13 protein-coding genes are annotated in these 13,271 nt (G+C 63.2%); 8 read left to right on the top strand and 5 right to left on the bottom strand.

Annotated elements, in window-relative coordinates:
- Window positions 1-59: 59 nt before the first annotated feature.
- Window positions 60-359: a DUF1161 domain-containing protein gene (locus D7I37_RS19465; protein ID WP_129544189.1), complete on the top strand. Its 300-nt coding sequence runs from the start codon at window positions 60-62 to the stop codon at window positions 357-359.
- Window positions 360-399: 40 nt separating this feature from the next.
- On the opposite strand, the gene D7I37_RS19460 is transcribed toward D7I37_RS19465, so the two are convergent.
- Window positions 400-1,890 (bottom strand): MDR family MFS transporter, encoded by a 1,491-nt coding sequence (locus D7I37_RS19460; RefSeq protein ID WP_061795628.1) that lies wholly within the window; start codon window positions 1,888-1,890, stop codon window positions 400-402.
- A 509-nt stretch (window positions 1,891-2,399) separates the two neighbouring features.
- On the opposite strand from D7I37_RS19460, the gene D7I37_RS19455 reads away from it, so the two are divergent.
- The 5 genes from D7I37_RS19455 to clcB all read left to right on the top strand — a co-directional run bounded on the left by D7I37_RS19455 (window position 2,400) and on the right by clcB (window position 7,241).
- Complete coding sequence (locus D7I37_RS19455; RefSeq protein WP_095097361.1) at window positions 2,400-3,116, top strand: ABC transporter permease; 717 nt, start codon at window positions 2,400-2,402, stop codon at window positions 3,114-3,116.
- A gap of 14 nt (window positions 3,117-3,130) precedes the next feature.
- Window positions 3,131-4,039, top strand: coding sequence for a glycine betaine ABC transporter substrate-binding protein (locus D7I37_RS19450; RefSeq protein WP_061795626.1), 909 nt, complete (start codon window positions 3,131-3,133; stop codon window positions 4,037-4,039).
- Between the two features lie 8 nt (window positions 4,040-4,047).
- Entirely contained in the window at window positions 4,048-4,695 is a 648-nt protein-coding gene (osmW, locus tag D7I37_RS19445; protein WP_061795625.1) for an osmoprotectant ABC transporter permease OsmW, read from the top strand.
- Window positions 4,695-5,834: an osmoprotectant ABC transporter ATP-binding protein OsmV gene (gene osmV, locus D7I37_RS19440; protein WP_129544188.1), complete on the top strand. Its 1,140-nt coding sequence runs from the start codon at window positions 4,695-4,697 to the stop codon at window positions 5,832-5,834. The genes osmW and osmV overlap by 1 nt, the downstream gene beginning before the upstream one ends.
- Before the next feature lie 126 nt (window positions 5,835-5,960).
- Window positions 5,961-7,241 (top strand): voltage-gated ClC-type chloride channel ClcB, encoded by a 1,281-nt coding sequence (gene clcB / locus D7I37_RS19435; protein ID WP_129544187.1) that lies wholly within the window; start codon window positions 5,961-5,963, stop codon window positions 7,239-7,241.
- Here clcB and bioD read toward each other — a convergent pair.
- The 3 genes from bioD to D7I37_RS19420 all read right to left on the bottom strand — a co-directional run bounded on the left by bioD (window position 7,229) and on the right by D7I37_RS19420 (window position 10,323).
- Window positions 7,229-7,909: a dethiobiotin synthase gene (gene bioD / locus D7I37_RS19430; protein ID WP_129544186.1), complete on the bottom strand. Its 681-nt coding sequence runs from the start codon at window positions 7,907-7,909 to the stop codon at window positions 7,229-7,231. The genes clcB and bioD overlap by 13 nt on opposite strands.
- Window positions 7,910-8,056: 147 nt before the next feature.
- Window positions 8,057-9,274 (bottom strand): ROK family transcriptional regulator, encoded by a 1,218-nt coding sequence (locus D7I37_RS19425; protein WP_061795620.1) that lies wholly within the window; start codon window positions 9,272-9,274, stop codon window positions 8,057-8,059.
- A gap of 158 nt (window positions 9,275-9,432) precedes the next feature.
- Window positions 9,433-10,323, bottom strand: a complete 891-nt coding sequence (locus D7I37_RS19420; protein WP_061795619.1) for a LysR family transcriptional regulator — start codon at window positions 10,321-10,323, stop codon at window positions 9,433-9,435.
- Between the two features lie 147 nt (window positions 10,324-10,470).
- Between D7I37_RS19420 and D7I37_RS19415 the strand changes: the two genes are divergently transcribed.
- Window positions 10,471-11,739: an MFS transporter gene (locus tag D7I37_RS19415; RefSeq protein WP_207205571.1), complete on the top strand. Its 1,269-nt coding sequence runs from the start codon at window positions 10,471-10,473 to the stop codon at window positions 11,737-11,739.
- A gap of 154 nt (window positions 11,740-11,893) precedes the next feature.
- Entirely contained in the window at window positions 11,894-12,832 is a 939-nt protein-coding gene (gene tus / locus D7I37_RS19410) for a DNA replication terminus site-binding protein (protein ID WP_061795617.1), read from the top strand.
- Here tus and D7I37_RS19405 read toward each other — a convergent pair.
- Window positions 12,822-13,190 (bottom strand): VOC family protein, encoded by a 369-nt coding sequence (locus D7I37_RS19405; protein ID WP_129544184.1) that lies wholly within the window; start codon window positions 13,188-13,190, stop codon window positions 12,822-12,824. The genes tus and D7I37_RS19405 overlap by 11 nt on opposite strands.
- Between the last annotated feature and the right edge of the window lie 81 nt (window positions 13,191-13,271).

The raw sequence follows: 13,271 nt of genomic DNA, 5'->3' as shown, positions 1-13,271 counted from the left end.
TCGGCGGCCGTTGCTGCTATGCTGATAGAGGAAGTTCATTGTCAAATAAGGACGACATGATGAAAAAAGCGCTTGTATTAGCTGCACTGCTGCTGGCCGGTGCGCCGCTGGCGGCCCTGGCGTCTTGCGAAAGCGTGAAGGCGGAAATTTCGCAAAAAATCGTCAATAACGGCGTACCCGAATCCGGCTTCAAGCTGGACATCGTGCCTAACGATCAGGCCGATCAGGCCGGCGGCCAGGTGGTTGGCCATTGCGAAAACGACACTCAGAAGATCGTCTACACCCGTTTGAACAACGGGGATGACAGCGGTGACGCGGCGCAGACCGGCACCAGCCAGGACACCTCAAACCCACAGTAACAGCGACCTCAGGGCGCACCAGCGTTGCGCCCTCTCTCCCTCAGGCCTGTTGTTCCGCCTCTTCGCCTTCGCCCTGCGGCCTGCAGCGCGCCGGGATCAGCATCGCCGCCGCCAGCGCCAACAGCGAAACCAACGCCGACGCCAGAAATACCCAGTGCAGCGAAGCCGCCACCTGCTGCGTCAGGTGGGCCAGCATGTCCGGCGCCATGGCGCGACGCGTCGCCGGCTCCATCAGCTGCTGCACCGGATCGGCGATTTGCGGCAGCCGCAGCTGCAGATTGACGTTCAGCGTGGCGCCTAAAATGGCGGTGCCGATGGCCGACCCCATCATGCGGGTAAACACCGTGCAGGCGGTGGCGATGCCGCGGATGCTGTAATGCGCCGCGTTTTGCACCGAAACCAAAAAGGTGGTGTTGCATAACCCCATGCCGGCGCCGACCATAAAGGCCGCCACCCGCCCCCACAGCAGCCCGCCGTGCGGCTGCAGCATCAGCAGGATCAGCCCGCCGGCCAACAGCAGCAGCGCGCCCAGCAAGGCGGTGGTGCGATAAGAGGTCAACAGCATCAGGCGGCCGCTCAGCGTGCTGGCCAGCGGCCAGCCTATCGACATCAGCGCCAGCGTGGTGCCCGCTTCCAGCGGCGTGCCGCCCATCACGCCCTGAATAAAGGTCGGCAGAAAGGCGCTGATGCCCATCATCGCCGCGCCGATGACCAGACCGCCGATGTTGCCGGCGACGATCACCCGGCTTTGCCACAGCGCCAGCGGGAACAGCGGCTCCGGGGTGCGGCGTTCCTGACGGATCAGCAACGCCAGGGCGGCGGCCGACAGCGCCAGCAGCGGCACCACCCACCAGCCGAAGGTTTCCACCTGCAGCAGCGCCAGCAGCAACGTCGAGACGAACAGGGTCAGCCAGGCGGTGCCCGCCATATCCAGCGCGTGTTTGCGCAGCTGCTGATGCGAGGGCAGAAAACGCCACAGGAAAAACATCGCCAGCAGGCCGATCGGCAGATTGACCCAGAACACCAGCGCCCAGGGCAGATGTTGCACGATAAACGCGCCCAGCAGCGGCCCGGCGATCGCCGATACGCCCCATACGCTGGACAGGTAGCCCATCACCTTCGGCCGCTCGGTGGCGCTGTAGATATCGCCGATAATGGTGGAGGCGATCGGCATGATGGCGCCGGCGCCCAGCCCCTGCAGCAAGCGGAAGCCGATCAGCCAATACATGTCCGGCGCGAAGCCGCACAGCACCGATCCCAGCAGAAACAGCGATGCGCCGAAGAAAAACACCCGCTTGCGGCCATAGAGATCGGCCAGCCGCCCATAGATGGGAATGGTGATCGCCTGCGACAGCAAATAAACCGCAAACACCCACCCCAGCAGCGAGAAGCCGCCGAGATCGCCGATGATGGTCGGCATGGCGGTGGCGACGATGGTGGCCTCGATAGCGGACATGAACATCGCCAGCATGCAGGCGATGAGGATCAGCGGACGGTGGGCGATGGCTGCAGATGAAGCGTGAGTTGTCATGGCGTTGCGATTCGATTCCGGCTTTTGTTTTCACCAGTTTATACCAGCGCGGCGCAAGCGCGCCGTTACCGACGTCCACTTCTCTGTTTTTATTGACGAAAAGCGCACCATTTGAACCGATAGTTACGGCGTAACGCACAGGAGGCGAAATTTTTTCAATTCGCCCTCGCCCCAGCGCTGATGCGGCCTGAGACGAAAATAAACGCCCGCTCAATCACCTGATTTTGCTCATGAAACTTGTCATGCAAAACCGCAGGATGCTATACCTTTTCCTAGCCGCGGCCATTGCGCTTCGTGCTTTCCGAAATTTAATTATCAGCATCTTATGCTGATAAATTCACGTATTGAGCCACCGTTCAGCATGCCATGCCGAACGCCCCTTCGCTCGATATCGCAACCTCATGCGAAACGCCCGTTTTGTACCGCCACGCCGTCCGCGGCAGTGGGTAACAATCAGAGTGGAACCGCGCCGCGCCGTCGGCCTTCCGCATAACGGAGGACGCAACATCATGCAAAAGTCAGCGCAATACCAGCGCCTGGCCCTCGGCGGCCTGCTGTTTATCGCCGTCATCGCCCTGCTGGTGTACGGCATTGGCTGGGACACCATCAAGGGGCGCCAGGAAGATTTGGCGTATCTCGGCAAGCAGCATATGTTTTTGGTCGGCTGTTCGATGCTGCTGTCGCTGCTGGTCGGCATCCCCAGCGGCATTCTGCTGAGCCGCCCGTTCGCCCGCCGCTGGGCCGAATACGTGATGCAGGTTTTCAACGTCGGCAACACCCTGCCGCCGCTGGCGGTGCTGGCGTTGGCGATGGTGATCATCGGCATCGGCGACAAGCCGGCGATCGTGGCGCTGTTCCTGGCCTCGCTGCTGCCGATCGTGCGCAACACCTACTCCGGGCTGTGCTCGGTGCCGCCGGCGCTGATCGAGGCGGCCAACGGCATCGGCATGACCGCCGGCCAACGCCTGCGTCAGGTAGAGCTGCCCAACGCGCTGCCGGTGATTTTATCCGGGGTGCGCATCGCGATGGCGATCAACGTCGGCACCGCGCCGCTGGCCTTCCTGATCGGCGCCAGCAGCTACGGCGAGCTGATCTTCCCGGGCATCTACCTGAACGATTTCCCCACCCTGATCCTCGGGGCCGCCGCCACCGCGCTGATCGCGCTGCTGCTCGATCTGGCGCTCGCCGGCCTGGGCCGCTGGCTCAGCCCGCACACCGCATCCTGACAGGAGAAAACGCTATGGCGACATGGTTGCTACGAACCCGGAACGCGCTGCTGCTCTCCCTGCTGCTCGTCAGCGCCGGCGGCTGGGCCGCCCCGCTGACCCTGGCCAGCAAGAACTTTACCGAGCAGCGCATTCTGTCGGCCATTACCGTGCAATATCTGCAGGCCAAGGGCTTCCAGGTACAGCCCAAAACCAACCTGGCGACGGTAATCACCCGCAATGCAATGATCAACAAACAGATCGACATGACGTGGGAATACACCGGCACCTCGTTGATCATCTTCAACCACATCAATAAGCGCATGTCGGCGCAGGAAACCTACGACACGGTGAAAAAGCTCGACGCCAAACTCGGCCTGGTGTGGCTGCAGCCGGCGGACATGAACAATACCTACGCCTTCGCCATGCAGCGCAAACGCGCCGAGAAAGAGCAGATCCGCACCCTGTCCCAGCTGGTCGCCAAGGTGGAGCAGGTGCGGCGCACCGATCCGAAACATAACTGGATGCTGGGTCTGGACCTGGAGTTCGCCGGCCGTTCCGACGGCCTGAAACCGATGCAGCAGCTGTACAACATGCCGCTGGACCGCCCGCAGATCCGCCAAATGGATCCGGGGCTGGTGTACAACGCCATCCGCGACGGCTTCGTCGACGCTGGGTTGGTGTACACCACCGACGGCCGGGTCAAGGGCTTCGATCTGCAGGTGCTGGAAGACGACAAGGGCTATTTCCCCAGCTACGCCGTCACCCCGGTGGTGCGCGCCGAGGTGCTGAAAAACACCCCGGGGCTTGAGCAGGCGCTGAACACCTTGTCCAAACAGTTCAATAATCAGGTTATTACCGAGCTCAACGCCAAAGTCGATATTGAATATCAGACGCCGCAACAGGTCGCCGACGCGTTCCTGAAGCAGCGCGGCCTAATCTAGGAGGCACGATGGATACCTTAATCTACGCCTGGCAAAACTGGGCCTACGTCGGCGGTCTGACGCTTGAACACCTGCTGCTGGTCGGCGTCGCCGTCGGCATGGCGATCCTGATCGGCGTGCCGCTCGGCATCCTGATCGTGCGCCACAAGTGGCTGGCCACGCCGGTGCTCAGCCTGGCCACCATCGTACTGACCATTCCGTCCATCGCCCTGTTCGGGTTGATGATCCCGCTGTTCTCGCTGGTCGGCCACGGTATCGGTTACGTACCGGCGATCACCGCGGTGTTCCTGTATTCGCTGCTACCGATCGTGCGCAATACCCACACCGCGCTCGACAACCTGCCCGGCGGGCTGCGCGAAGCCGGCCGCGGCATCGGCATGACCTTCTGGCAGCGCCTGCGCTGGGTGGAAATTCCGGTGGCGCTGCCGGTGATTTTCGGCGGCATTCGCACCGCGGTGGTGATGAACATCGGGGTGATGGCGATAGCCGCGGTGATCGGCGCCGGCGGCCTCGGCCTGCTGCTGCTCAACGGCATCAGCAGCAGCGATATCCGCCAATTGATTACCGGCGCGGTGATGATCAGCCTGTTGGCTATCGTCCTCGACTGGTTGTTGCACCGCTTGCAAATTGCGCTTACGCCCAAGGGGATTCGATAATGATTAAATTAGAAAATCTGACCAAACAGTTTATGCAGAAGAACGGCAAAACCTTCAACGCCGTCGACAACGTCAGCCTGGAAGTGCCGGAAGGCGAAATGTGCGTGCTGCTCGGCCCTTCCGGCTGCGGCAAAACCACCACGTTGAAAATGATCAACCGACTGATCGCCCCCACCAGCGGCACCATCCTGATCAACGGCGAAGACACCAGCGGGCTGGATACCGTCAGCCTGCGCCGCAAAATCGGCTACGTGATCCAGCAGATTGGCCTGTTCCCCAACATGACCATCGAAGAAAACATCACCGTGGTGCCGCGCATGCTCGGCTGGGACAAAAAACACTGCCGCGCCCGCGCCGAAGAGCTGATGAGCATGGTGGCGCTGGATCCGAAACGCTTTCTGCACCGCTACCCGAAAGAGATGTCCGGCGGGCAGCAACAGCGCATCGGGGTGATCCGCGCGCTGGCGGCCGATCCGCCGGTGCTGCTGATGGACGAACCCTTTGGCGCCGTGGACCCGATCAACCGCGAGACCATTCAGAACGAGTTCCTCGACATGCAGCGCCAGCTGAAGAAAACCGTAATGCTGGTCAGCCACGACATCGACGAGGCGCTGAAGCTGGGCGACCGCATCGCGGTATTCCGCCAGGGCAAGATCGTGCAGAACGCCAGCGCCGATGAGCTGCTGGCGCGGCCGGCGGACGAGTTTGTCGCCTCTTTCGTCGGCCAGGACCGTACGCTGAAACGCCTGCTGCTGGTGCAGGCCGGCGATGTGACCGACCAACAGGAAACGGTGACGGTGCGCAAGGATACGCCGCTGGCCCAGGCATTCGGGCTGATGGACGATATCGATGCCCGCTCGGTGACGGTGGTCGACGAGGACGGCAAACCGCTGGGCTTCGTCAAGCGCCGCGAGGCGCGCGGCGCTCAGGGGGTGTGCGCCGACAGCCTGCACCGCTTCCGCGTGACCGCCCGAGCCGAGGAAAACCTGCGCGTGGTGCTGTCGAAGCTGTATGAACACAACACCTCGTGGATGCCGATCGTCGATGAAGAAGGCCGCTACAGCGGCGAAATCTCACAGGATTACATCGCCGACTACCTCAGCTCCGGCCGCACCCGCCGGGCGCTGAACCCGCAATAACGCCGCCGGGGGCGTTCCTCGCCCCCGCAATCCCCTGCGCCGCATAAAGATTCGCTGGCCTTCGGCCGGGCCGCCAAGCACAATGTTCGGCCGACCCTTTCATTTTTCACCAAATTTTGCCGACGCATGAAAAGACTGGTCCACCTGCACCACTACCGCGCCCTGCTGCGCAGCCTGCTCATCGCCGTGTTTCTCGGCATCGCCGCCGCATTCGCCGTTTGGCTGTTCCACCGTTCGATGATCGGCCTGGAATGGCTGCTGCTCGGTAATGGCGACGGCAGCCTGGTGGCCGCCGCCGCCGCGCTGCCCGGCTGGCGGCGCGCGCTCACGCCGGCGCTGGGCGGGCTGGCGGCCGGTTTGCTGCTGTTCGTCTATCAGCGCTATCGTCACCAGCGGCCGGCGGCGCCGACCGACTATATGGAAGCGATCGAAACCGGCAACGGCAAGCTGGACGTCAACGCCAGCCTGGTCAAGTGCCTGGCGTCGCTGCTGGTGGTGTCGAGCGGCAGCGCCATCGGCCGCGAAGGCGCGATGATCCTGCTGGCGGCGCTGGTCGGCTCGGTGTTCGCCCAGCGGTTTACCCAGGAGAAAGAGTGGAAGCTGTGGGTGGCCTGCGCCGCCGCCGCCGGGATGGCCAGCGCTTATCACGCCCCGCTGGCGGGCAGCCTGTTTATCGCCGAGATCCTGTTCGGCACCCTGATGCTGGCGTCGCTCGGCCCGGTGGTGATCGCCGCCGTGAGCGCGCTGTTGATGACCAACCTGCTCAACGGCGGCCAGGCGCCGCTGTATCTGGTGGAGCCGCTGGCCGCGCCGCTGCCGGTGCAGTATCTGCTGATGGCGCTGGTGGGCGTTGCGGCCGGCGCCTGCGGCCCGCTGTTTCTGTGGGCGATGTCGGCCAGCGGCCAGGCGTTTCGCTCGCTGCGGCTGAAGCCGCCGCTGCAGCTGGCGCTGGGCGGGTTGATCGTCGGATTGCTCTCTTTGCTGTTCCCTGAGGTCTGGGGCAATGGCTACAGCGTGGTGCAGTCGTTGCTCGTCGCGCCGCCCGGCGTGCTGTTGCTGGGCGCTATCCTGGTGTGCAAGCTGTTGGCGATCCTCGCCAGCAGCGGCTCAGGGGCGCCCGGCGGGGTATTCACCCCGACGCTGTTCGTCGGCGCCGCGCTCGGTTCGGTGATCGGCCAGCTGTGCGGCTTCTGGCCGGAGCTGGGCGCTGCCGTGCCGCTGTTGCTGGCGCTGACCGGCATGGCCACCCTGCTGGCCGCCACCACCCATGCGCCGATCATGGCGGCGCTGATGGTGTTCGAAATGACCGGTGAATACGCCCTGCTGCCGGGCATTCTGCTCGCCTGCGTGATCGCCACCACCGTGTCGCGCGGCCTGCGGCCGGTATCGGTCTATCACAACGCCTGACGATCGAGCAGCGCGGAAATGTCGAGGTAGTGCGCCAGTTCGCGCTGCTCCGCGCGCGGCAGGTACGGAATTTCACCCAACAACGGCGCCGGCAGGCGCTGCTGCAGCGCCGCGATGGTTTCGGCATAGTGCGCCAGACCCGGGTTGATGCGGTTGGCCACCCAGCCCAGCAGCGGCAAGCCGTCGTTGAGGATCGACTGCGCGGTCAGCAGCGCATGGCTGACGCAGCCCAGCTTGATGCCCACCACCAGCACCACCGGCAGCTGTTCCTGCACCACCCATTCGGCGTAAGGGCGCAGATCGTTCATCAGCACCCGCCAGCCGCCGCTGCCCTCCACCACCACCGTGTCCGCCCGGGCCGACAGCGCCTGCAGCCCGCGGCTCATCAGGCCGTAGTTGATGTCGTCGGTGGCATGCGCGTGGAACACCTCATCCAGGCAGGTAATGGGGTTGATCTCGTCGTAGGTCAGCGGCAAGGTCGAGGAGGCCTGCAGAACCAAAGCGTCTTTATTGCGAATGCCTGCGCTGGTTTCCTGACAGCGCGCCGCAATCGGCTTATAGCCGGCCACCGAGCGGCCGTCCGCCGCCAGCGCCTGCATCAACGCACGGGAAACGACGGTTTTACCGACGTCGGTATCCGTTCCTGTAACAAATAAACGCTTTAACATGAAAGAAATGCCCCGGAATGATCCGTTAACTAAAGTATCGCCGGCCGTGCGGCGAGGAAGTCGAACGGGAAAATTCTAGGGGATACGGAAAGCGCGGGGCTTGAGATAGCTCAATCTTTTGTCGTTAATTAATAAGAAGTTCTGATGTCAGCCCTGTAACAGCTGCACCAGCAGTGAACCGTTGTACAAGGCTTCCTTCACCAGCGCCGCGCCGGGCATGGTGCCCTGATTGAAGAACTGGGTGGACTCCACCTGCACCTGTTCGCTGTAGGCCGGCAGCGACTGCTGGCGAATGCATGAGGCGATGGCCGGGTGCAGAATTTCCGCCGCGCGATTCAACGGCGAACCCACCAGAATTTTTTCCGGATTGAACAGATTGACCATGATCGCCAGAATGCGCCCCACGCTATGGCCGACGCCAAGAATGATGTCCCTGGCCAATTGGTCGCCCGCCAGCGCGGCGTCGCACAGCGATTCGACGGTCAGCGGCGCGCCGTGCAGGCTGGAGCTCATCGAGGTGCCGAGGCGCTGCTGGGCGATCTCCAGCATATTCTCGATGCTGGCGACGGTTTCCAGGCAGCCGTGGTTGCCGCAGTAGCAGCGCTTGCCATAGGGATCGACCTGAGTATGGCCGATCTCCACCACGCTGTGGCTGCCGGCGTGCAGCACGCGGCCGCCGGTGATCACGCCGGCGCCGACGTTATGGTCGATCACCACCTGGATGACGTTTTGGCTGCCGCGCGACGCGCCGTACAGCGCTTCCGCCATGGTCCAGGCGCTGATGTCGTGCTGCAAATAGACCGGCAGGCCGGTGCGGGTTTCCAGCGCCGGGCCGAGCGGCATCTCCAGCGCGTCGTAGAACGGCATGCGGTGCACCACGCCGGACGCCACGTCGATAATGCCGGGCAAGGTGATGGCGATCGCCGTCAATCGTTCGAGCTTGCTTTGGTGGCGGATAAAGAATTGATCGACTTCGGAGAGAATGCGCTTCAGCAGCGGATCGGGGTGTTCGGCGGCCAGCGGCAGCTGCTCCTCCACCACCAGCTTGCTGCTGATGTCGCGCAGCGCCAGCGTGATGCTGCCGCGGCTGATGCGGGCGGAAAGGTAGTGCCAGGCTTCGGTGTCCAGCACCAGGCCAACCGCCGGCCGGCCGCGGCTGCCGACTTCCTGATACTCGGTTTCCTTGACCAGATGCGCTTCCAGCAGCTCGCGCACGATCTTGGTGATGCTGGCCGGCGCCAGCTGCGCGCGCTTTGACAGTTCAATGCGCGAAATCGGGCCCAGCTGATCGATAAGCCGATAAACCGCCCCCGCATTGGTCTGCTTGATTTGATCGATATGCCCAGGTTGCCCAACCGCAATCACAAACCTGCTCCTACTATTTTTCGCGCTTCTAAATAAAGACTAAAGGCTATGGTGGGGCTTTTGTAATACAGCGTCAACTATTTGATTCGTTATGTGATTTGCAGCACAAATTCGCTGCGTTTCGCCGCCGGATCGCGTTTTATTTGCTCAGCCACGGCTCAGGGCAACATCAGCGCCATCAGCGATTTGGCCGCCGCCGTCAGCGGCCGTTGGCGATGATGCACCAGCCAAACTTCGGTCATCGCATCCGGTTCCGCCAGCGGCAGATACTTCACCCCGTCGATCCGCACCCGGCTGAAAGACGCCGGCAGAATAGAGACGCCCAGCCCGGCAGCCACCAGGCCGATGATGGTCATCGCCTCGCCCACTTCCTGCGTGATGTAGGGGGTGATGCCCGCCTTGCCCAACAGCAGCAGGATCTCGTCATACAGCGCGGTGCCCACCTCGCGCGAGAAAAACACGAAGGGCTCTTCGGCCAGCTGCTGAAAACGCAGCGCGCCGGGCGCCACCCGGGTTAATGGGTGCCCTTCCGGCACCACCGCCACCAGCGGCTCGCACAGCAGCAGTTGGTGCTTGAGCGCGTCCGGCAGGCGGGTGTTGCGCATGACGCCCAGATCCAGTTCGCCATTCAACAGCGGTTCAATCTGCTGCTTGGTGTTGATCTCGCGCATCTTGATATGCACCTGCAGATGCTGCTGGCGAAAAGTCCGCAGGCTGCGCGACACCCAGCTGATAAAGGGCGCGGAAGAGGTGAAGCCGATGGTCAGCTCGCCCAGTTCGCCGCGCTCCAGCCGCGCCGCCTTCTCGGCCGCGCGCGCGACCTGATCGACCACCTGGTAAGCCTCCCTGAGGAACATATCCCCGGCCTGGGTCAGGCTGACGTTGCGGTTATTGCGCGCCAGCAGCCGCGCCCCGACCATTTCCTCCAGCGCCTGGATCTGTTGGCTGAGCGGCGGCTGCGAGATGCGCAACCGCTCGGCGGCGCGACCAAAGTGCAGCTCTTCCGCCACGGCGATAAAGTAACGCAGGTGTCGCAATTCGATATTCATATGCAAAACGTCTTAATTTGAATTATTAATATATTAGACAAAAAAATCCCCGCTCCCTATCATTTTGTCAATTCAAACCCGTCTGTTATCTCTCCCGAAGTTCGGTAAGGAAACGCTGTGACAACCCCCGTGCGTTCTGCGGCCGTGATGCCGTCGACGCTGGCCGCCAATGATGAGGCGGCCGCTGCGCCAAAAGCGAAACGTTCCACCCTCAACAATAAACTTCCCTACATTGAACGCGGCACGCCGCAGTTTATGCGCGTGACGCTGGCGCTGTTCTCCGCCGGGCTGGCGACCTTCGCACTGCTGTACTGCGTGCAGCCGATATTGCCGGTGCTGTCGCAGGACTTCGGCGTTTCGCCGGCGGAAAGCAGCCTGTCGCTCTCGGTGTCCACCGGCCTGTTGGCGCTCGGGCTGATGTTTACCGGCCCGTTGTCCGACGCCATCGGCCGCAAATCGGTGATGGTGGTGGCGCTGCTGCTGGCGGCGGTCTGCACGCTGATCTGCGCGTTTATGACCAGCTGGCACGGCATCTTGCTGATGCGCGCGCTGATCGGCCTTTCGCTGAGCGGCGTGGCGGCGGTCGGCATGACCTACCTGAGCGAAGAGATCCACCCGAGCTTCGTCGCCTTTTCGATGGGGCTGTATATCAGCGGCAACTCGATCGGCGGCATGAGCGGCCGCCTGGTCACCGGGGTGCTGACCGACTTCTTTTCCTGGCGCGTATCGCTGGGGGTGATCGGCCTGTTCGCCCTGGCCGCCGCCTGCATGTTCTGGCGCATCCTGCCGGCCTCGCGGCATTTTCGCGCCAGCTCTCTGCGGCCGCGCACCCTGTTGATCAATTTCAAGCTGCACTGGCACGATAAGGGGCTGCCGCTGCTGTTCGCCGAAGGTTTTCTGCTGATGGGCAGCTTCGTCACCCTGTTCAACTATATCGGCTATCGCCTGCTGGCGGACCCCTACCATCTGAGCCAGGCCATCGTCGGCCTGCTGTCGGTGGTGTATCTCACCGGCTCCTACAGCTCGCCAAAAGCCGGTGCGTTGACCTCGCGCTTCGGCCGCGGCCCGGTGCTGCTGGCTTCCATCATCATTATGCTGATCGGCATCCTGATCACCGCGCTGGCGCCGGTGCCGGTGATATTTATCGGCATGATGCTGTTCACCGCCGGCTTCTTCGCCGCCCACTCGGTGGCCAGCAGCTGGATCGGCCGACGTGCGCGCCGCGCCAAGGGCCAGGCTTCGTCGCTGTATTTGTTCTGCTATTACGTCGGCTCCAGCGTGGCCGGCACGCTCGGCGGCGTGTTCTGGCACAGCTTCGGCTGGAACGGCGTGGTGGCGTTCATCAGCCTGCTGCTGCTGCTGGCCCTGTTGGTGGTGCACTACCTGAAACGCCTGCCGGAAGCGGCGCGCGTTTGACGCCATCTCCGCCCCCTCCCGCGCGAGGGGGCCTTCGCCAATGTTCCCCTGCCGAGCCTGGACCGCACCGGGGCCGCCGCCGCCCCGTTTGCCGATGTTGCCCTTCCGTTTGCCATTCTCATAGAGTATGTTGTAACTAAAATGGAGGTGGGAAATGGGTAAGCACGACTTAATTGGCCGAATGAACGCCTGCTTCAATGCGTTGGAACAGGCGCTGGGCGCGCTGCAGCAGCAGATCGCGCCGCTGCGCCTGCTGGCGGCGCGGGTGTTCAGCCTGCCGGAAATCGAGAAAGGCCAGGAGCACCAGGCCATCGAGCGCATCGCCGTCGAGCAACACCTCGGCCAGGCGGCGCGGGCATTGGCGCTGGAGCACTACCAGCGGCTGTTTATCCATCACCATCGGCAGAATCTCAGCAGCAAGGCCGCGGTGCGCCTGCCCGGGGTGATGTGCCTGGCGGTGGAGCCGCCGGAATACCGGGCGCTGCAGGCGCAAATCGCGCTGATTAACCGACTGAAGGGCGAGCTGGAACAGATTATCACCCTGGAGTCGGGCCTGGCGCCCGAGCAGCGTTTCGAGTTTGTGCATACGCATCTGCACGGTCTGATCACGCTCAGCGCTTACCGCACCCTCACCCTGCTCACCAACCCGGACTCGGTGCGCTTCGGCTGGGCCAACAAGCACGTCATCAAGAACGTCAAACGCGACGATGTCCTGGCGCAGCTGGAGAAAAGCCTGAAGGCCGGCCGGGCGGTGCCGCCGCATACTCGCGAACAGTGGGCCGCGCTGGTCAGCCGGGAAATCGACGACGTCGGCCGCCTGCCGCAACACGCGACGCTGAAGATCAAGCGGCCGGTGAAGGTGCAGCCGATCGCCCGGGTGTGGTACCAGCAACAGCAAAAGCAGGTGCAACACCCTTGCCCGCTGCCGCTGATCGCCCTGTGCCAGGTGGAAAACGGCGCGGCGGTGCCGAAGATTGGCGAGCTGCTCGACTACGACGCCGCGGCGGTAAAGCACCGCTACAAGCCGGACGCCCGGCCGCTGCGGCTGCTGGTGCCGCGCCTGCACCTGTATACCGACGCCCCTACTCGCTGAGGGTATAGACCCGCAGGCGGTGGCCGTCCGGATCCTGCGCCACAAAGCTGTAGCCGAAATCCAGCTCTCGCGGCGCCTGGGCGATGGTCAGCCCCATTTCACTCCACCGGTTATAAAGCGCATCCACCTGCTGCGGCTGCTCGCACATAAAGCAGATTTCCCCGCCGCCGCCGCCGGCCGTCGCCGCCGGTTCTACCCCCTGTCTCGACCACATCCCCAGCTTGAAGCCGTTGTTCAGCACGAACAGGGCAAAGGTGGCGGACTGCTCCACCGGGGCCTGGCCCAGCAGCCGCTGGTAGAAGGCGACGCTGTTTTGCGGGTGGTCGACGTACAGAATAATCATGCCGGGAGTGGTCATCAGAAAGTCCTTCAGGCTGAGGGGAACCGGCCGGTTCCCGATAACCGCAGGCTACGCCGCCCCGCTGACAGTTTTTGGCAG

The organism is Serratia sp. 1D1416 (assembly GCF_003641105.1).
GTDB lineage: Bacteria > Pseudomonadota > Gammaproteobacteria > Enterobacterales > Enterobacteriaceae > Serratia > Serratia ficaria.
Note: the sequence above shows the minus strand (reverse complement) of the source record. Positions and strands in the feature narration are given on the sequence as shown.

Excerpts from the sequence above, each read along its gene's own strand:
- D7I37_RS19415 (WP_207205571.1), top strand. The coding sequence starts at position 10,471 with ATGCCGTCGACGCTGGCCGCCAATGATGAGGCGGCCGCTGCGCCAAAA.
- osmW (WP_061795625.1), top strand. The coding sequence starts at position 4,048 with ATGGATACCTTAATCTACGCCTGGCAAAACTGGGCCTACGTCGGCGGT.
- D7I37_RS19405 (WP_129544184.1), bottom strand. The coding sequence starts at position 13,190 with ATGACCACTCCCGGCATGATTATTCTGTACGTCGACCACCCGCAAAAC.
- D7I37_RS19465 (WP_129544189.1), top strand. The coding sequence starts at position 60 with ATGAAAAAAGCGCTTGTATTAGCTGCACTGCTGCTGGCCGGTGCGCCG.
- bioD (WP_129544186.1), bottom strand. The coding sequence starts at position 7,909 with ATGTTAAAGCGTTTATTTGTTACAGGAACGGATACCGACGTCGGTAAA.
- D7I37_RS19460 (WP_061795628.1), bottom strand. The coding sequence starts at position 1,890 with ATGACAACTCACGCTTCATCTGCAGCCATCGCCCACCGTCCGCTGATC.
- D7I37_RS19450 (WP_061795626.1), top strand. The coding sequence starts at position 3,131 with ATGGCGACATGGTTGCTACGAACCCGGAACGCGCTGCTGCTCTCCCTG.
- clcB (WP_129544187.1), top strand. The coding sequence starts at position 5,961 with ATGAAAAGACTGGTCCACCTGCACCACTACCGCGCCCTGCTGCGCAGC.
- D7I37_RS19420 (WP_061795619.1), bottom strand. The coding sequence starts at position 10,323 with ATGAATATCGAATTGCGACACCTGCGTTACTTTATCGCCGTGGCGGAA.
- osmV (WP_129544188.1), top strand. The coding sequence starts at position 4,695 with ATGATTAAATTAGAAAATCTGACCAAACAGTTTATGCAGAAGAACGGC.
- D7I37_RS19455 (WP_095097361.1), top strand. The coding sequence starts at position 2,400 with ATGCAAAAGTCAGCGCAATACCAGCGCCTGGCCCTCGGCGGCCTGCTG.
- tus (WP_061795617.1), top strand. The coding sequence starts at position 11,894 with ATGGGTAAGCACGACTTAATTGGCCGAATGAACGCCTGCTTCAATGCG.